Source organism: Rhizorhabdus dicambivorans, assembly GCF_002355275.1.
Classification (GTDB): Bacteria; Pseudomonadota; Alphaproteobacteria; order Sphingomonadales; family Sphingomonadaceae; genus Rhizorhabdus; species Rhizorhabdus dicambivorans.
On the sequence record NZ_CP023449.1, the window covers coordinates 155,911 to 173,115 of the forward strand.

Here is a 17,205-nt window from a genome sequence, read left to right on the forward strand (position 1 = left end):
CGGGCGAGCCGCGGACTCGGACGCGGCATCGCCCTTATAGAATCGCCGCCCTGGCCCGGCTATCGCGTGGAAATACGGGGCGCGGGGCGATCGAGCCAGCCGGCCAGCGCGGCGATGCGGATCGCGGCGAGGACCGATGGCGCCTCCAGCGTACTCAGCACGCGCGCCCGGACTATCTGCACGGCGCGCGCATCGAGCCGCAGCGCCCGTCCGATCTCCTCATTGGTCTCGCCGCGGATCAGCCGGGCGAACAGTTCGGCCTCCTCTCCGCCGAGCCGGGCAACCAGCGCCTTGGCACCGGCGACGAGCGCTGGCGGCTCGGAGCCTTGTTCAAGCAGGTGGAAGCCGCGATCCAGCGCGTCGAGCAGCGGCCGTATCTCGTAGGGCTTGTGGAGGAAATCGACGACGCCCGCGCGGAACGCCTCGATCGCGATGGAAAGATCGCTGAACCCGGTCACGACGATGGTGCGGAACCGGTCGGGCCGCTCGGCAAGAGCCCGCATCGCGGTGACCCCGCTCGCCCCGTCGAGCTGGAGATCGAGGACGACGCAGCCCGGCTCCAGCCCGTCCAGCACCGACAGGAAGGCGTCGCCATTGGCGAACTCGCGGCATTCATAGGCGCCATGCGCCTGGACGAGGCTGACGATCGAGGCGCGCACGATCGCCTCGTCATCGACGACATAAAGTAGCCGCCCTGCCGTCATTTCGCGCCCGCGGTCCTGCGCACCTTTTGACCCTTGCCCCAAAATCTGTGTATTTCTAGACAGTTACCCAGGAAATTCTGGCGCGCAACAAAAATGATCCGGATTTTGTTACGGAACAGAAATTTTCTAGTCACCGTCGAATATGTGTCGAAAATTTGAAGATCCGTATCGTCTCATCGGCAAAAAGCCTGTGATGATCAACCTCGGTTTCTATTGATTTTCGGACATTTTTCAGTCGCTTTCCTGCTATCCGTGACGAATAGTAATATTTTATATTTCACTTACGTCAATTCATGTAATTATTTAACAAATACGCCACCCATTTCGGAGGATGGGCCCACCCGCGTTGGTCACAGCTCTGGAAATGACGCGCCGCCGCCCTCATGAAGGGCAGCCCGGTTTCGTTCCAGGGGACGAGCCGTCGCGAAGGGCGGGAAGAACCATGGCGCCGCCTATAATTGACGCGCCGGGCCCCGCGCCCTCGGACTTTTACCTAAGACCCAGTGCCCCGCGCACGCCGGCAGCCCGGCGCGACCGGAGATTTTTTCGCGGTCGAGCGGCGTTGGAAACGCGCTGTTAACGGCTTTCGCTTACCGATCGAAACGGGCCGCGAGGCCCACAACCATGGGATGGACGCGCGTGGCCAAGACGATCCTCACTGTAGACGATTCGGCTTTCATCCGGAAGCTGCTCCGCGTCACCCTCGCGGGGCAGGGCTTCAACGTCGCCGAGGCCGAGGACGGGGTCGCCGCGCTCGAATGGCTCGCCGCGAACGAGCGCCCCGACCTGATGATCACCGATATCAACATGCCGCGCATGGACGGCTTCGGCCTGGTGGAGGCGGTACGCGCCGAAAGCCGGCATGACGCCATGCCGATCCTGGTGCTGTCCACCGAAGCCGCCGACGAGAAACAGGACCGCGCCCGGGTGGCCGGCGCCGATGGCTGGATCGTCAAGCCTTTCAACCCCGATCAGCTTGCCAGCGCGATCCAGAGCGTTTCGCAATAGGACGACCGACCAGATGACGCTTCCCCGCCGCGCCCGTGTGCTGGTCGTCGATGACTCGATCACGATGCGCGCCTTCTTCGGTGCGATCTTCGAGCGCCACAAGAATATCGAGGTGGTCGGCACCGCCGCCAGCGCCGACGAGGCGCGGCGGATGATGATCGACTTCCGCCCCAATGTCGTGACCCTGGACGTCGAGATGCCGGGAATGAGCGGGCTCGACTTCCTGACCGAGATCATGCGCGACCGGCCGACGCCGGTGATCATGCTGTCCTCGCTGACCCAGAAGGGGGCCGAGACATCGTTCGAGGCGCTGGAGCGCGGCGCGGTCGACTGTTTTCCCAAGCCCACCTCGACCAACCGCGAGGAGTTTGCCGAGAAGCTCTGCGCGCTGGTGCTCGCCGCCGCGACCGGCGCCGCCCGCTTCGCGCGCTACGCCAAGGACGCCCCCGCGCGGCCCCAGGCCAGCGCCGCCGCGGCAGCCACGCATGCGGGCTTCGACTGGAACGGCAAGATCGTGACGATCAGCGCCTCGACCGGCGGCGTCGACGCGCTGCTGCAGCTGCTCCCCGCCTTCCCGGCCAATTGCCCGCCGACCGTGATCAGCCTGGGGATCGATCCCGATTTCGTGGCGCCGCTGCTGCAGCGGCTCAAGACGCGCTGCCCCGCCAAGGTGCTGATGGCCGAGGACGGCCGCCCGCTCCAGCCCGGGCAGATCCAGATCGCCTGCGACCCCGGCACCCACGCCGTGATCGACCGCTGGCCGAACCCCTCGCTGCGGCTGCTGCGCTCGGACCCGGTCAACGGTGCGCGTCCATCGGCCAGCCTGCTGTTCGCGACCGCCGCCAAGACCGCCGGCACCAACGCCGTCGGCGCCATCCTGACCGGCATTGGCACCGACGGCGTCGCCGGCCTCAAGGCGCTGCGTGCGACCGGAGCGCTCACCATATCGCAGGATTCGCTGACCTGCCTCGTCGACCAGGCCCCCAGCGCGGCGCGCGCGGCCGGGGCGGTGCAGCTCGACCTGCCGATCGAGGCGATCGCCACGACCATATTGGACAGCTGCCGCCGCCAGGCGGAAGCCGCCGCCTGAGCCAGCGGAAGGCGACCGCAACCATGGCCCAGGCCTGCTCCTCCGATCTGCTTGCCCTCCTCGCCGACGAGCTCGACGCGGCGCGCGGCCAGCTGGAGGCGCTTGGCCAGAACCTGATTTCGGACCAGGAGATCGCGGCCCGCCACGTCATCGAACTCCAGGCGATCGACCATGTCGGCCAGCGCTGCGCCTCGATCGCGACGATCCTGCGCGGCGACGATGCCGGCGCCAGCCGCGCCGCGCCGCTGGAGACGATCATCGCAAGGGTGGCTGCACTGCGGCGCTGACTCGTGTCGCCCGGTCTCCGCCGGGGCGACGTTTCATTCCATTCCGAACAGCGCGATCAGCTGTGGCGCGATCCTGTCGATGTCGTGCCGGGCGACCACCCGCTTGCGGCCTTCCTTGCCCATCTTCGCCAGCACCGCCCTGGTCGCGCTCATCGCCGCGCGGATCGCATCGGCCAGCCCTTCGGCATCGCCGGGCTCGATCAGCCAGCCGCATTTCTCGTCGACCAGTTCGGGGATGCCCGCGATCCGGGTGGTGATCACCGGACGGCCCATCGCGAACGCCTCCATGATCACGATCGGCAGGCCCTCGGCATGGCTGGGCAGCAGCAGCGCCCGCGTCTCGCCGATGCGGCGGCGGACCTCGGCATTGGTGCGCCAGCCGAGCAGCTTGATCCGCCCGCCCGTCGCCGTCGCCATGATCTCCCGCTCGATCGCGGCACGGCTCTCGCCGTCGCCGATCAGCACCACCGACAGCTCGCCATAGGTGGAAGCCGCCGCCGCGACCGCCGCCGGAATCTCGACCTGGCCCTTTTGCGGGCAGAGCCGCCCGACCGAGAGCAGCCGTGCGCTCATCGGCGGCGGGCTCGGCTCGGCGGGATAGTCGCGCAGGTCGACGCCGCAGGGGACGATCTTCACCCGACCATGCAGATGTTCGGGCAGATAGGCGTGGAGCCGGTCGCGGCAATAGGCGCTGATCGCGATCACGAAGGCTGCATGCTGCACCTTGTCGGCGACGCTGTTCTCCACCAGCCGTTCGAGCTCGTCCGGGCCGTGGACCGTGAAGCTGTAGCGCGGGCCGCCGAGCAGATGGCACAGCATCGCCACCGTCGCCGCGTTGGTGGAGAAATGGGCGTGGACATGGGTGATGCCGAGCCGGGCGCAGCGCTTGCGCAGCCGGATCGCCTGGGCGAGATAGGCGCTGTGGCGGACGAAGCCGCCGCCCGCCGCGCGGTGCATGTCGCCGAGCCGTTCAAGCGCCTCGCCGAAGCTGCGCGGGTGGAGGATCGCATGGCCCGCCAGCCCGCCCAGCAGCCGCCCGCCCTGCCCGCTCAGCAGATATTCGACCCGTCCGCGTTCCGACATGTCCTGCGGATCGACCAGCCGTTCTTCCCAGTGGCGGACCGCGAAGCGCTTGACCGGCACCCCCGCCCGCTCGATCGCGGCGATCTCCCGCCGGATGAAGGTGGTGCTCGTCATCGGATAGCTGTTGAGCAGATAGGCGAGCTTCATGCGCCACGGGCCTTTCCGATCAGCCGCGCCGCCTCCGCCATGCGCGCATGGCCGACGATCGGGCTCTCGATCTGCCCGCCACGGTAAAGGGTGGTGAAATGTGCCAGCTCATGCAGCCAGGGACTGGCACCCAGCGGGTGCCAGCGCCCCGCCGCGCGCGCACCGAAGTCCCCCAGCCGGCGGACCAGCGGGTTCTGCCGCGTCCGCCGCCACCAGGCCGGTGCCCGGGCGGCCGGACCGGTGAAGCGCAGCCGTTGCGCGGTCAGCAGCGGCGGCAGGACTTCGACCGCGCCGGCATCGCCCTCGATCCGCAAGCTGTTGTCGAGGCGGGCCAGGAACGACACGGCAAGATCCGACGTGCCGCCCGCGCGGTGATCGAGGCGAAGGCGCGCGGCCACATCGACGCCCCGGCGATCGCGCTCGACCGTGCAATCCATCGCGCGCACCGGGCCGAGCGCGATCAGCGCCAGCATCAGCGGATAGACGGCGCGATCGGCCAGCACGCCGCCATCGGCATCGAACAGGCGGGGAGCGCGCGCACGCGCGACGGGATAGCCGAAGCTGGCCTCGACATGCGCCAACCGGCCGAGCCGGCCCGTATCGGCGGCATGGAGCGCGGCCGCAACCGCGGGGAGGAAGGGTGTGGCCACCGCCTCCATATAAAGGAGCCGATGTCGTTGCGACAATGCAATGAGGTCGCCCAGTTCCGCCGGGTCTGTCACGCAGGGCTTTTCGCACAGCACCGCCTTGCCCGCCTCCAGCGCGGCGCGGGTCTGGGCGGCATGGTCGCGGTTGCGCGAGGCGATATAGACGGCCTCCGCATCCTCGATCGCGACATCGCCGGTCAGCACCCGCATCCTCGCCGCCATCGCGCCACGACCGATCACGTGGAAACGCAGCGGCAAGGAAGCGAGGGGCGCGGTCAACGCCGCCATTCCATCGGCGCGATCGGATCGAAGGCGGTGCGCGGGCGATGCTCGCCTCCGGCCTGGATCGCCAGCGCGACCTCCGTCAGGTGGAGCGCGAAATCGCCGGCGAGGCGCGGCGGACGCCGTGCGGCGAGCGCCAGCGCCATCTCCGCGACGCCGAGCGCGAAGTTCATCGACGCGGCGCCGCGCCGCCCGACCATCGGATGGCCGCCACCCGCCGCCGGCACCTTCCACGCGACCGGACTGTCGAACAGCCGCCGCCGGATGACGTGCCGCCGCCGGACGCGGACGGCGGCGCCATTGGCCCAGGCCTCGTCCACCTCCAGCACGCCGCCGTCGCCGAATATGCGCAACCGGTGATCGTGCGACGCGACGATCGAGCAAGTGAGCCGCGCCACCATCGCATCGAAATGGAGGCTGGCCGAGGCATAGTCGGGCGCGGCATGGCCCCCACCGGTCTGGCTGGCGTCGAGCAGCCGTGCCGAACCCGACACGATCCGGCGCACCGGCCCGAACATCGCCATCAGCCAGGAGAGATAATAGCCGGCATGCTCGAGCGTGCAGCCGGTGGCGAACTCATGCTCCGCCGGCCAGGGCGCGCCGCTGGCCGATCGCCAGCGCTGGTGGGGGGCCTGCGCCACGAAGCCGTCGTCGAGCTCCGCATAGGCGAGGCGCGGGGTGCCGATCCGCCCGTCGCGGAGCGCGGCCCACACGGTCTGCGCCGCGCGGCCCAGCACCGAACAGGGCGCCGAGGCGAGATGCAGGCCCCGGCTCCGCGCCAACCCGGCCAACGCCTCCGCCTCGGCGAGATCGAGCGCCAGCGGTTTTTCGCTCCAGACATGCACGTCCGCCTCCAGCGCCGCGCGGCTCACGCCGGCATGGGCCGAAGGGCTGGTGAGATTGAGCAGGATATCGGGCCGCGCCGCGATCAGCCCGGCCAGGGACGGCGCCGCCGGCACCGACCAGTGGGCGGTGAAGGCGGCCAGCCGCGCCGGATCGACATCGAAGGCGCCGATCACCTCCAGGCCGGGGAAGCTGCGCAGCGACGGCATGTAGAGATCGGCGACATAGCCCGTGCCGACGATCGCGATTCGCGCGCTTGGCCGATGGTCCCCCGCTGCCATGAGGCGAGCCTAGGGGGGCGGGACGCGGATCGCAATGCCGGCCGAGACGTGCCCCGATCGCGGGCAAATTCCGATTCGCGCCCTCGGTGGCGGCCGGCCACCGATTCGCTGTCACCAGCATTTCACGGCGGGTCATCATCCTCGCCGAAGCGTCGGGTTTTACACAGTCGAGGATACGCGATATGATCGGCTCCATGGAATCGGATCGCATAGAGAAGCTAACCGAGGCGCAGCGCGTATGCCTGCGCATGGTTCTCATGCATCTCTCGTCCAAGGACATCGCCCGCGAACTAGGCATTTCCCCCCATACGGTCGACCAGCGGCTGCGCATGGCCATCCAGACCCTGGGGGTCGCGAACCGCTTCGAAGCGGCCCGGATTCTCGCGCGTTACGAGAGCCCGAACGCCTATCAACCGGCATATCAATCAGCCGTATATCAATCGCCGCACGTTGCTCCCCCGCCGGTTCATGCCACTGTTGGCTTGTCCGACATTCCTGGGGCACGGCAGGGCGACAACGGCTTCCATGGCAGCGCGGTACGGGAGGAACAGATAGCGTTCCGAACCCCGGCCTTCGTTACCGGCAGCAGCTTCGTCAACCTTCCGATCCCCACGCCGGGGAGGGAGCGTAATGACCTAAATATCGTGCAGCGGCTGGGCTGGATCGTAATGATCGCGATAGCCACAGCTCTTGCATTCGGCGGGCTTCTGGCCGGCCTCGATGCGCTGAAGCGCCTCCTGCAGGCCTAAGCGCCTCCTTCTTCCAAACCGCATTTTTCCGAAACAGGGACGCGCGTGCCGAGGACAGGCAGCGCGAAGGGAGCAGCACATGTTCAATCGCGATACCATTCTCAAGCGTCGCGCCGTTGCCCAGGACGTGGCCGACCGCCTTTTCGCCGCCGAGCAGGCGATCGACGCTGCCATCGCCAAGACCGCCGAGCTGACCGGCTATATGCCGACCGCCCGCGTCGAGGCCGGCCTGGCCTGCGAAGTCGGCCAGGAAGCGCTGGAATATGCCGCCGAGAGCTTCTCGACCCTGGTCCGCGCCCGCGCCCAGATCATCGCGAGCCACCGTGAACTGAACACCGCCAAGGACCAGATCGGCCTTCGCACCGTTTCGTTCGGCGGCGGCGTCGGCAAGCCGTTCGAGCAGGTTCGTCACCTCACCGAGGTGGCTGCGGCCTGACGCGGAGCAAGCGAAGGCGCAGGGCGCCGACATGGACTTCTTGACCGGAGATGAGCCTTATGATTCGGTCGATCCATGCTCACCCTGCTCTTCCAGCTCCTGTTCTTCGCGGTCCTCATCCCGGTATGCAGCTATGCGGCATGGTGCGGGGGATGGCCGGAACGGGCGGGAGCGGCGATCATGGTGGCGGCCACGATCCTGACGATCGTAGCGGCAACCAGCTTCAACCCGACCTGGCAGGGGCCCGAAACCGGCATCTTCCTCGTCGACCTGATGATGCTCGCCGCGCTCGTCAACCTCGCCCTCTATAGCGACAGATATTGGCCATTATGGGTAACATCCTTCCATTTGATCGCAGTGACCATTCATCTGGCTACACTCGTCGATCGGTCGGTCGCGGCGCTGGCCTACGCCAACGCGGCGGAGTTCTGGGCCTATCCGATGATGGCAACGCTGGCCTTCGGAACCTGGAACTACCATCGTCGCCAGCGTTCGACCCGCAAGGGGAATGCCGCGCGGTACTAGAGGATCTGCTCGAGCCGCTGGCCCATCCGCAGAGCGGCGCGATCATCGACGAACTGCTCGACGAGTTCGGCACCCTGCCGGCGATCCTCGCCGCCGAGCCCGCGCAGCTCCACGCCTGCCTGCCGCAGGATGGCCAGATCGTCGATTTCCTGCTGGCCGTGCGGGTGGCGATGCTCCATTCGCTGCGCACCCAGCTGGGCCAGACGCCGATCCTGTCGACCTCCGAAGCGCTGACCAACTATCTGTTCGCGAGCATGGCCTACAACACGGTCGAGCATCTCCGGGTGCTGTTCCTGAACTCGACCAACCGGCTGCTGCGCGACGAGGTGATGGCGAAGGGCACCGTCAACCAGGCGCCGCTCTACCCGCGCGAGATACTGAAACGGGCGCTCGAGCTCGGCGCGACCGCGCTGATCGTCGTCCACAACCATCCGTCGGGCGATCCGACCCCCTGCCAGGCCGACGTCAAGGCGACGGCGCATCTGGTGGGGGCCGCCCGCACCTTGGACATTGCCGTCCATGATCATCTCATCGTCGCGCGAACCGGCTGGCGAAGCCTGCGCGCCGAGGGGCTGATCTAGGGCATGTCCCAGCCGTCGGAGAAGAAGAGTAGCGTCATGGAGACGAGTATGATCCGGGACTTCGCAAGGCGGGTGATCGACGATTTCGGCGATCAGACCGACAGCTATGTCGCCAGCCGCATCGGCGTGCTGATCCGCGACGGCGACAGCTATGGCGTGGGCCTGTGGAAGGCCGTCGCCACCGAGATCGAGCGCATCCGCCTGCCCGAAGCGAACGTGCCGCGCAGCCGCCACTGAGCGGTTCCGCACCACGAACGAGACCTAGACGAGATTGGCGCGCCCACCGCGGCGCTGCCTGACCGAGTGCCCGGCCGGCTGTCCTCCCCCCGATCCAGCCGGCCGGGGACACCCAGGGAGGACTTCCAGCCCCCACAGGGCGGCGGACCGGCAAGGGGCATTGCGGTCCGCCGCCCGACTTTTTTCAGGGGCCTCGCGATCCGGCTCCCCCGAATCGGCAGATGATCCGGCCATTCGAAGATCGCCCAAGGCTAAATGTCACCGTAACAGGCTTTGATATGGCTTGATATCGCGGCCGCTCGGCGGCCGCGCTGCTGCCCGGCATGGAGGATCACCCCTGCATCGCCGCGCAAAGGATGACGGGGAGGAACGCATTGTCGATCCGTCCGCTCTATGTCTATGGGATGGCATGAACAGCAGCGCCCCCAGCTTCTCCGAGCAGATTTTGGCCGCGGAAGCGGCCGCCACGACCTTGGCGACAGCCCAGCGTGAAGCGTCCAGCGACCTGGCCAAGGCAGCGGCCGCTCAGGGCCGCCATTACCCCCAGATCATCATCGAAGCGGCCGATCTGCTGCGCCGCCTGGGCGAGCCGGAGGCGGCTCTCGATCTGATGGGCGAGGGCGTCGAGCTCGACGGGCCTACCGCGCCCTTCCAACAGGCCTATTCACGGCATTGCCGGGAGGCCGGGGATCTCGACGGTGCCCGGCAATGGCTGCGCGGCTCCATGTTGCGGGCCCGGCCGAATGCGGGCATGGCCCTCGCCCTTTGCGAGATCGAACTCGGGCGGGGCGACCAGGCCGCTGCCGACGAAGCGCTGGAGCTCGCCATCCAGCTACGCTGGATCGACGCCCCCGCACTGCGCTACGCCGCCGACCGGCTCACCGCGGCAGGGCGCGGCGATCTGGCCGCCATTCCGTTGATGATGATGCATCTTCGGGCGAAGGGCGATCTGTCCCTGCGCCGCGAGCTGGCTCCACTGCTTCAGGCGCATGCGCCGTTCGAGCGCGTGCCGGAAGCGGTGCGGTCACGCCTCGGCCTCGCCGATCCGGCGACCCTTGCGGACGTCGCGGTGCCGGCCGGCAGCGACAGCGGCCATCAATTCACCAATGGCTGGTTCCAGGGCGCCGCGAAATCCGTCTGGGACGATCTGGTGCCGCAGATCGATCCGACCCGGATCCTGGAGATCGGATCGTTCGAGGGGGCCAGCAGCTGCTACCTGATCGACACCCTGGCCACACGCAAGGATATCGAAATCCACTGCATCGACACGTGGGAGGGCGGCGTCGAGAACGCGGCAGACGGCTGGTCTCCCGCCAATATGAGCGATGTCGAGCAGCGCTTCCTCGACAACATCCGGCTTTCGGTGGATCGGGCGCCGCACAAGGTGGACGTGCACCTTCACAAAGGTCGCAGCGACCTGGCGCTGTGCAAGCTGCTCGCCGAGGGCCGGCAGGGATATTTCGATTTCATCTATGTCGACGGCTCGCACCAGGCCCCCGACGTGCTGTGTGATGCCGTCCTCGCCTTCCGGCTGCTGCGGGAAAACGGCGTGATCGCCTTCGACGATTATCTGTGGAAGGAACCACTGCCCTACGGAGTGGACCCGATACGCTGCCCCAAGCCGGCGATCGACGCCTTCACCAATCTCTATTGCCGCAAGATCTCTATCATCAGCGCGCCGCTCTATCAGCTCTACGTTCGCAAGCTTTGCGAGTGATGGTCCGGATTCACGGCACCAGCCGGTGCCCCATCGACCGATCGAGCACGACCCCGCGCGTATTGTAGCCCATCCAGGCATCCACCACCGCGCCGATATCGAAGGCGATACCGCCAAGCTGTTTGATCCGGTCGCAATAGAGCTTGCCCAACATACCGCCGGCGACGAGGAACACGGCGCCCCGGTGCGGCACGCGGATCTCCTTCATGAGCCGATCGAACACCTCCGGAAAATGGGTGCCGCGATCGGCGGCGTCCTGGGGTCGTCCAAGCCGACTCTCGCCGGGAATGACGTAGGAGGCGCTGTTCGGAATGCCGAGCTGGCGGGCGAGCAATTCGGCCAACCCGGCGTGGGGCCCGACCGAACCGATGAAGTCGATCCCTTCCAATATGTCGGCATAGAAGGGTACCCGCTCATTGAGGATGAGGCTGTCGAAGAATTCGCAATAGCGTCCTCGCGGAGCAAGGCGCTCCATGTGGCGGTCCAGCGCGGCAAGGCTGCCGGTATGTTCGGGTTCGTTGGCGAAGCGCGGGGAGCTGGGTACGCCAAGCAGGTCGGCATCGACGATCGCCTCCTCGAGCTGCTTCGCGAGCCCTTCAAGGCGGGCGGGATCAGCGCGGCGAATATCCGCTCCGTGCCAGTTCCGCCAGATGTAGCGGCCGACAAACTCGATTTCGCCGTCGGTCAGCGGGCCTCGCATCTCAGGGCGATGGCACAGCAGGAAACGCGCCTCGCTTTCGCCGAGCCTGATCCACGAAAAGGGCTCTCCGCGCGCGATCGCAGCACGCAGGAAGGCGACCATGTCGTCGGTAAACACCCATTGCCGGGAGGTTTCCCTCTCCTGGGCCAGCCGAACGGTGCGGGGATCGGCGAAATAGACCGCCGACAGCTTGTAATGCGCCGCCTGGGCACCGGCCTGAAGCTGAAGGGCCTCGTCGATCACCGGCATGCCGTCAAGTGCCAGCAGGCGGCCGAAGTCGGCGAGATAGGCTTCGTCGCGATAACCGCGCGCATAAGCGAGGACGAAAGGCGTCATCGCCAGATCGGGCCGGCCGAGCGCCCAGAGCTGCCGTCCGTCGATCGCCAGCCCCGCAGCGTCGTTCGTCCTGAACCGCACCGCCGCCGCGAGGAGGGCTTCGGCGCAGCCGGCGCGACCCGCTTCAAGCTCGATACTGGCCAGGGTCGTGAGCAGCCGCGCGTCGGGCCGGGCCCTGAGCATCGTGCCGCGCAGCCATAGCGCCGCGCCATCGAGATCGCCCATCGTGCGCAACTGCCGCGCCAGAGCGGCCTGCAGCGGGGCCGTCGGCCCGTCGAGCGCGACGCCCTTTTGAAGCGTCTCGCGCGCCCTCTCCGCCTCGCCCAGCCCGGCGAGCATTTCGCCGGCGCGGATCAGAACCTGGGTCGCATGGCCGCCCGCCGTCACGGCGCGCTCGATCTGCCGCACCTTGTCTTCCGAGCCCTCGACCGCATCGAGCATGCTCCACGCATCTTCGACGGCCAGCAATCTGTCGAGGAAATCAGCCGTCATCGGGCTGGCCGCCATGATCAGCCCTCGTCGCCCATCCGCAGCGCCGCGATGAAGGCTTCCTGCGGGATGTTGACGTTGCCGTACTCGCGCATCCGCTTCTTGCCCTCCTTCTGCTTTTCCAGAAGCTTGCGCTTGCGGGTGGCGTCGCCGCCATAGCATTTGGCGGTCACGTCCTTGCGCATCGCCGCGATCGTCTCGCGGGCGATCACCTTGCCGCCGATCGCCGCCTGCACCGGGATCTTGAACATGTGGCGCGGGATCAGGTCCTTCAGCCGCTCGCACATGTGGCGGCCGCGCGCCTCGGCGGCGGCGCGGTGGACGATCATGCTGAGCGCGTCGACCGGCTCGCCATTGACCATGATCGACATCTTGACGAGGTCGCCCTCGCGATGGCCGATCTGGTGATAGTCGAAGCTGGCATAGCCGCGGCTGATCGACTTCAGCCGGTCGTAGAAGTCGAACACCACCTCGTTGAGCGGCAGTTCATAGGTGATCTGCGCGCGGCCACCGACATAGGTGAGGTTCTTCTGAATGCCGCGCCGGTCCTGGCAGAGCTTGAGCAGGCTGCCGAGATATTCGTCGGGCACGTAGATGGTCGCCTCGATCCACGGCTCCTCGATCATCTCGATCCGGTTGGGATCGGGCATGTCGGCCGGGTTGTGCAGCTCGATGACCTTGGCGTCCTCATATTTCGAATGGCTCAGCGACAGCTTGTAGACCACCGACGGCGCGGTGGTGATCAGGTCCAGATCATATTCGCGGGTCAGCCGCTCCTGGATGATCTCCAGGTGGAGCAGGCCGAGGAAGCCGCAGCGGAAGCCGAAGCCGAGCGCCGCCGAGCTTTCCGCCTCGAAGCTGAACGACGCATCGTTGAGGCGCAGCTTGTACAGGCTCTCGCGCAGCTTCTCGAAATCGGCGGCGTCGACCGGGAAGAGGCCGCAGAACACCACCGGCTGGACTTCCTTGAAGCCCGGCAGCGCTTCGGCGGTGGGCTTCTTGGCATCGGTGATGGTGTCGCCGACCCGGGTCTGGCTGACCTCCTTGATCTGGGCGGTGATGATGCCGATCTCGCCCGCCGCCAGCTCGCCGAGCTGTTCCAGCTTGGGCCGCATGCACGCCACCCGATCGACCAGATGCTGGGTGCCGTGCTGCATGAACATGATCTGCTGGCCCTTCTTCAGGACCCCTTCGACCACGCGGACCAGGATGACGACGCCCAGATAGGGATCGTACCAGCTGTCGACCAGCATCGCCTTGAGCGGCGCGGTGCGATCGCCCTTCGGGGCGGGGATGCGCTGGACGATCGCCTCCAGCACCTCGTCGATGCCGATGCCGGACTTGGCGGAGGCGAGCACGGCATCGTCGGCGGGCAGGCCGATGATGTCCTCGATCTCCTTCTTCACCTTGTCGGGTTCGGCGGCGGGCAGGTCGATCTTGTTGATGACGGGCACGATCTCATGATCATGCTCAATCGACTGGTAGACATTGGCGAGCGTCTGCGCCTCGACGCCCTGCGCCGCATCGACCACCAGCAGCGCGCCCTCGCACGCCGCCAGGCTGCGCGACACCTCATAGGCGAAGTCGACATGGCCCGGCGTGTCCATCAGGTTCAGGACATAGTCCTTGCCGTCCCTGGCCTTGTAGTCGAGGCGCACGGTCTGCGCCTTGATGGTGATACCCCGCTCCTTCTCGATATCCATATTGTCGAGCACCTGGGCCGACATCTCGCGGTCGGAGAGGCCGCCGGTGCGCTGGATCAGGCGATCGGCCAGGGTCGACTTGCCATGGTCGATATGCGCGATGATCGAAAAGTTGCGGATGCGGTCGAGCGGAACGGTCACGGAAAATCCCGGGTGCGAGGGGAAGCGTTGGCGCGCGCCATAGCAATGCCGGGGCCGCGACGCAAAGCCGCGCACGCATATCCATCCTTGGCTATGGCCAGAACGACCGATTTCATGAATCGTAAGGACGGGGCCGGAGCCTGATTCGCGTATGCAGACGCGGTCGGTTTCACCTCGAAACGAACGGGGGTTCACTATCATGAAGTATCTGCTTTCGGCAGCGATGGCCGCTGCCCTGCTTTCCACCCAACCGGCCTTCGCGGCCGACGCGCCCGTGGCTCTCGCCAAGTGCGACAAGCCGATCGGCGCCATCGCCGTGGTCGACGGCGACACCCAGGGCTGGACCAAATATGGCCTGTCGAGCCCACGCGACCTGATCGCCGCCATGGCGGTGCAGAGCGGCTGCTTCACCCTGGCCAACAACAGCGGCACGCCCGCCGACTTCCTGGTGACCGCGATCGCCGGCGACAAGGAAGAGGTCGACAAGGGCACCAGCCTGGCCAAGACCGCGCTGACCGAGGGCCTCGTCCGCTCGGGCGCCGCCGGCAGGATGATGGGCAACGTGCCCTTCGCCGGCCAGGCGCTCAGCATGTTCGGCGGCTTCGGCGGCAAGAAGAAGACGGTCGCCGCCGGCCTGAAGGTGATCAGCCCGGCCACCGGCCAGGTGATCGCGGCGGGCACCGCCGAGCAGACCAAGACGGTGATGTCGTTCGGCGGCGCCGGCCTGGTCCCCAGCAATCCCTGGGGTGACGCGGCGCGCGCGCAGATGGCAGCGATGGGCTATGGCGATCCCTATGCGGTCGGCGGCTCGGGCGGCTATGGCAGCTCGAAGGACGGCCAGATGCTGGCGACCGCGTTCGTCGGCGCCTTCAACAATGTGGTCGCGCAGCAGGCGGCGCTGGTCGCGGTGAAGCCCGCCGCCGCCGCTGCCGCTGCCGCTGCCGCCCCGGTCGCCACCAAGCCCGGCTACACCACCGCGATCGACACCAAGCTCTACGCCGGCCCCGCCAAGGGCGAGACCGTCCGCGCGCTGCGCGCCGGCACCAGCCTGACCCCGACCGGGGTGCGCGAGGGCCTGTTCGTCGAAGTCAGCGATGCCTATGGCACCAAGGGCTGGGTTTCGGTCGAAGACCTGAAATAGGCGCGCGGGAGGCGCCGCCTCCCATCGCATCAAGGGCAGGGCCCCGATCCGTCATGGCGGGCCGGGGCTCTTCCTTTTCGCGCATAGTTTACAAGGCCGCAGCTTTGCATGGCGCGCCGCCCGATGATAGGTCTCGCCACCGGGGAGTGGGGCATCATGGCGAACGCGCGACATCAACTCGTCCATCCGGCGACCGGCCATGGCCGCGCCTAGCCAGCGCCCGCCGAGCGCCGCGCGGCTCGATCGCGGCTGGCTGATCCTCGCGCTGGTGGCGACCGCGCTGGTCGCCGCGCTGTCGCTCGGGCGGCTGACTGAGCGGCTCGATTATATCGTCTATGACCATGCGCTGGCGGCCACCGATCGGCCGCCGCCCGAGGACATCGTCATCGTCGCGATCGACAATCGCAGCCTGGAGGCGATCGGCCACTGGCCCTGGCCGCGCAGCGTCCACGCCCGGCTGCTCGACCAGCTGGCCGGGGCGCAGCCGAAGAGCGTCGGCTATGACGTGCTGTTCATCGAGCCGACCGCCGACGATGCGCTGCTGGCCGGGGCGGTGCGGCGCAACCGCACCTGGCTGCCGCTGGTGATCGACGTGCCCGGCAGCAACGGCGCGCCCTATGACATCGCGCTGCCCAGCGGGCCGCTGGCCTCGGCGGCGGCGGGGATCGCCCATGTCAATCTCCACTTCGACGGCGACCGGGTGATCCGCCAGGCCTATCTGGAGGAGGGGGACGGCCAGCGCAGCTGGCTGCAGCTCGGCGCGGCGATGGCCGGGCTGCGGCCCGAGGGGACGGGCGCGGGTGAGACGGGCTTCCGCCAGGAGCGGCCGGTGCTGATCCCCTATGGCGGCGCGACCGGCCATATCCCGGCGATCTCGTTCGTCGACCTGCTCGACGGGACGGTGCCGCCCGAGCTGATCGCGGGGCGCCATGTCCTGATCGGCGCCACCGCCGATGGGCTGGGCGACAGCTATCCCACCCCCAAATCGGGCGCCACCAGCCAGATGTCGGGGGTCGAGATTCAGGCGCATCTGCTCGACGCGCTGCTGCGCGGAGACGCGATCACGCCCGCATCGCCCCTTTGGGTGCTGGGCTTCGCGCTGGCGGTGGTGTGGATCCTGCTGGCCGGCATCGTGCTGCTGCGGCCGCGCGGGATCGCGATCATGACGGTGCTGGTCGCGGTCGCCATCGCCGGCACGAGCCTGGCGCTGTTCCGCTTCGCCCATATCTGGCTGCCGCCGATCGGTGCGCTCGCCGGTCTCGTCTTCACGATCTCGGTCGAGGCGTGGCGCGAGCGGGTGCGCCTGCGCGAATCGCTGGTGCGCGAACAGATCGCCGCGGCGGCGACCGAGGGGGAACTTCAGGCCGGCCGCACCATTCAGCTGGGCATGCTGCCGCCCCGCGCCGATCTGTCCAGCTTCGACCCGCGCCTCGACATCGACGCGCTGCTGGAACCCGCCAAGTCGATCGGCGGCGATCTGTTCGACGTGATCCGGATCGATGCGGACCGCATCGCCTTCCTGGTCGGCGACGTCACCGGCAAGGGCGTGCCCGCCGCCCTGTTCATGGCGCTGAGCAAGGCGCTGGCGAAGAGCGTGGTGCTGCGCGGCGTCTCCAGCCTCGCCGATGCCGCGTCGATCCTCAACGAGGAGCTGATGCGCGACAACAGCGAGTCGATGAACGTCACCATGCTGATCGGCATCATGGACCTGAGGACCGGCGAGCTGATGCTGATGAGCGCGGGCCATGAAGACCCGCTCCACATCCGCGCCGACGGCGCCATCGCCACCCACAAGCTGGACGGCGGGCCGCCCTTCTGCATCGTCGACTTCCCCTATCCCGACGAGCCGATGAAACTGGCGCCGGGCGAGGCTCTGCTGCTGATCTCGGATGGGGTGAGCGAGGCGCTGAACGGATCGGGCGCGCTGTTCGGCCATGAGCGGCTGCTTGCCGCCGTCCAGGGCCGCACCGGCGCCACCGCGATGGTCGAGGCGGTCCGCGACGCGGTGCGCGCCTTCGAGGACGGCACCGACCCGACCGACGACCTCACCGTGATGGCGGTTCGCTACCTCGGCTGAG

17 protein-coding genes are annotated in these 17,205 nt (G+C 67.7%); 11 read left to right on the forward strand and 6 right to left on the reverse strand.

Annotated elements, in window-relative coordinates:
* Positions 1 to 59: 59 nt before the first annotated feature.
* Positions 60 to 704 carry a response regulator transcription factor gene (locus CMV14_RS00640; RefSeq protein ID WP_066970040.1) on the reverse strand — a complete coding sequence of 215 codons (645 nt, stop codon included), beginning with the start codon at positions 702 to 704 and terminating at the stop codon, positions 60 to 62.
* Between the two features lie 639 nt (positions 705 to 1,343).
* Between CMV14_RS00640 and CMV14_RS00645 the strand changes: the two genes are divergently transcribed.
* Genes CMV14_RS00645 through CMV14_RS00655 form a run of 3 tightly spaced genes read left to right on the forward strand, consistent with a single transcriptional unit; the run spans position 1,344 to position 3,089 of the window.
* Positions 1,344 to 1,712 (forward strand): response regulator, encoded by a 369-nt coding sequence (locus CMV14_RS00645; protein WP_066970042.1) that lies wholly within the window; start codon positions 1,344 to 1,346, stop codon positions 1,710 to 1,712.
* 13 nt (positions 1,713 to 1,725) lie between these two features.
* Positions 1,726 to 2,802: a chemotaxis-specific protein-glutamate methyltransferase CheB gene (gene cheB, locus CMV14_RS00650; RefSeq protein WP_066970028.1), complete on the forward strand. Its 1,077-nt coding sequence runs from the start codon at positions 1,726 to 1,728 to the stop codon at positions 2,800 to 2,802.
* Between the two features lie 23 nt (positions 2,803 to 2,825).
* Positions 2,826 to 3,089 carry a hypothetical protein gene (locus tag CMV14_RS00655; RefSeq protein WP_066970030.1) on the forward strand — a complete coding sequence of 88 codons (264 nt, stop codon included), beginning with the start codon at positions 2,826 to 2,828 and terminating at the stop codon, positions 3,087 to 3,089.
* 33 nt (positions 3,090 to 3,122) lie between these two features.
* Here the strand turns inward: CMV14_RS00655 and CMV14_RS00660 are convergent, their stop codons facing one another.
* The 3 genes from CMV14_RS00660 to CMV14_RS00670 are packed head-to-tail and all read right to left on the reverse strand — an operon-like array spanning position 3,123 to position 6,372.
* Positions 3,123 to 4,319, reverse strand: coding sequence for a glycosyltransferase family 4 protein (locus CMV14_RS00660; RefSeq protein WP_066970031.1), 1,197 nt, complete (start codon positions 4,317 to 4,319; stop codon positions 3,123 to 3,125).
* Positions 4,316 to 5,245, reverse strand: a complete 930-nt coding sequence (locus CMV14_RS00665) for a Gfo/Idh/MocA family protein (protein ID WP_238147146.1) — start codon at positions 5,243 to 5,245, stop codon at positions 4,316 to 4,318. Before CMV14_RS00665 ends, CMV14_RS00660 begins: the two co-directional genes overlap by 4 nt.
* Entirely contained in the window at positions 5,242 to 6,372 is a 1,131-nt protein-coding gene (locus tag CMV14_RS00670) for a Gfo/Idh/MocA family protein (RefSeq protein WP_066970033.1), read from the reverse strand. The genes CMV14_RS00665 and CMV14_RS00670 overlap by 4 nt, the downstream gene beginning before the upstream one ends.
* 182 nt (positions 6,373 to 6,554) lie before the next feature.
* On the opposite strand from CMV14_RS00670, the gene CMV14_RS00675 reads away from it, so the two are divergent.
* The 6 genes from CMV14_RS00675 (at position 6,555) to CMV14_RS26985 (ending at position 10,617) form a co-directional block, all read left to right on the forward strand.
* Complete coding sequence (locus tag CMV14_RS00675) at positions 6,555 to 7,121, forward strand: helix-turn-helix domain-containing protein (RefSeq protein ID WP_238147147.1); 567 nt, start codon at positions 6,555 to 6,557, stop codon at positions 7,119 to 7,121.
* Between the two features lie 79 nt (positions 7,122 to 7,200).
* Positions 7,201 to 7,557, forward strand: a complete 357-nt coding sequence (locus CMV14_RS00680) for a hypothetical protein (protein WP_066969066.1) — start codon at positions 7,201 to 7,203, stop codon at positions 7,555 to 7,557.
* Between the two features lie 75 nt (positions 7,558 to 7,632).
* The gene (locus CMV14_RS00685; protein WP_066969068.1) at positions 7,633 to 8,082 is read left to right on the forward strand and encodes a hypothetical protein; all 450 of its coding nucleotides are present in this window, start codon (positions 7,633 to 7,635) and stop codon (positions 8,080 to 8,082) included.
* Between the two features lie 83 nt (positions 8,083 to 8,165).
* Positions 8,166 to 8,663 (forward strand): JAB domain-containing protein, encoded by a 498-nt coding sequence (locus tag CMV14_RS26645; RefSeq protein WP_238147274.1) that lies wholly within the window; start codon positions 8,166 to 8,168, stop codon positions 8,661 to 8,663.
* A 48-nt stretch (positions 8,664 to 8,711) separates the two neighbouring features.
* A complete protein-coding gene (locus tag CMV14_RS00695) occupies positions 8,712 to 8,900 on the forward strand; it encodes a DUF6961 family protein (RefSeq protein WP_079648458.1) in 189 nt (62 codons plus the stop codon).
* A 409-nt stretch (positions 8,901 to 9,309) separates the two neighbouring features.
* The gene (locus CMV14_RS26985) at positions 9,310 to 10,617 is read left to right on the forward strand and encodes a class I SAM-dependent methyltransferase (RefSeq protein ID WP_202820879.1); all 1,308 of its coding nucleotides are present in this window, start codon (positions 9,310 to 9,312) and stop codon (positions 10,615 to 10,617) included.
* A gap of 10 nt (positions 10,618 to 10,627) precedes the next feature.
* Here CMV14_RS26985 and CMV14_RS00705 read toward each other — a convergent pair whose 3' ends face one another.
* Positions 10,628 to 12,160 carry a tetratricopeptide repeat protein gene (locus tag CMV14_RS00705; protein ID WP_066969072.1) on the reverse strand — a complete coding sequence of 511 codons (1,533 nt, stop codon included), beginning with the start codon at positions 12,158 to 12,160 and terminating at the stop codon, positions 10,628 to 10,630.
* Between the two features lie 2 nt (positions 12,161 to 12,162).
* Positions 12,163 to 13,986, reverse strand: a complete 1,824-nt coding sequence (lepA, locus tag CMV14_RS00710) for a translation elongation factor 4 (RefSeq protein ID WP_066969074.1) — start codon at positions 13,984 to 13,986, stop codon at positions 12,163 to 12,165.
* Positions 13,987 to 14,185: 199 nt separating this feature from the next.
* Here lepA and CMV14_RS00715 point away from each other — a divergent pair, with 199 nt between their 5' ends.
* Positions 14,186 to 15,127 carry an SH3 domain-containing protein gene (locus CMV14_RS00715; protein WP_066969076.1) on the forward strand — a complete coding sequence of 314 codons (942 nt, stop codon included), beginning with the start codon at positions 14,186 to 14,188 and terminating at the stop codon, positions 15,125 to 15,127.
* Positions 15,128 to 15,326: 199 nt separating this feature from the next.
* Positions 15,327 to 17,204 (forward strand): CHASE2 domain-containing protein, encoded by a 1,878-nt coding sequence (locus CMV14_RS00720; RefSeq protein WP_066969078.1) that lies wholly within the window; start codon positions 15,327 to 15,329, stop codon positions 17,202 to 17,204.
* The last annotated feature ends 1 nt before the right edge of the window (position 17,205 follow it).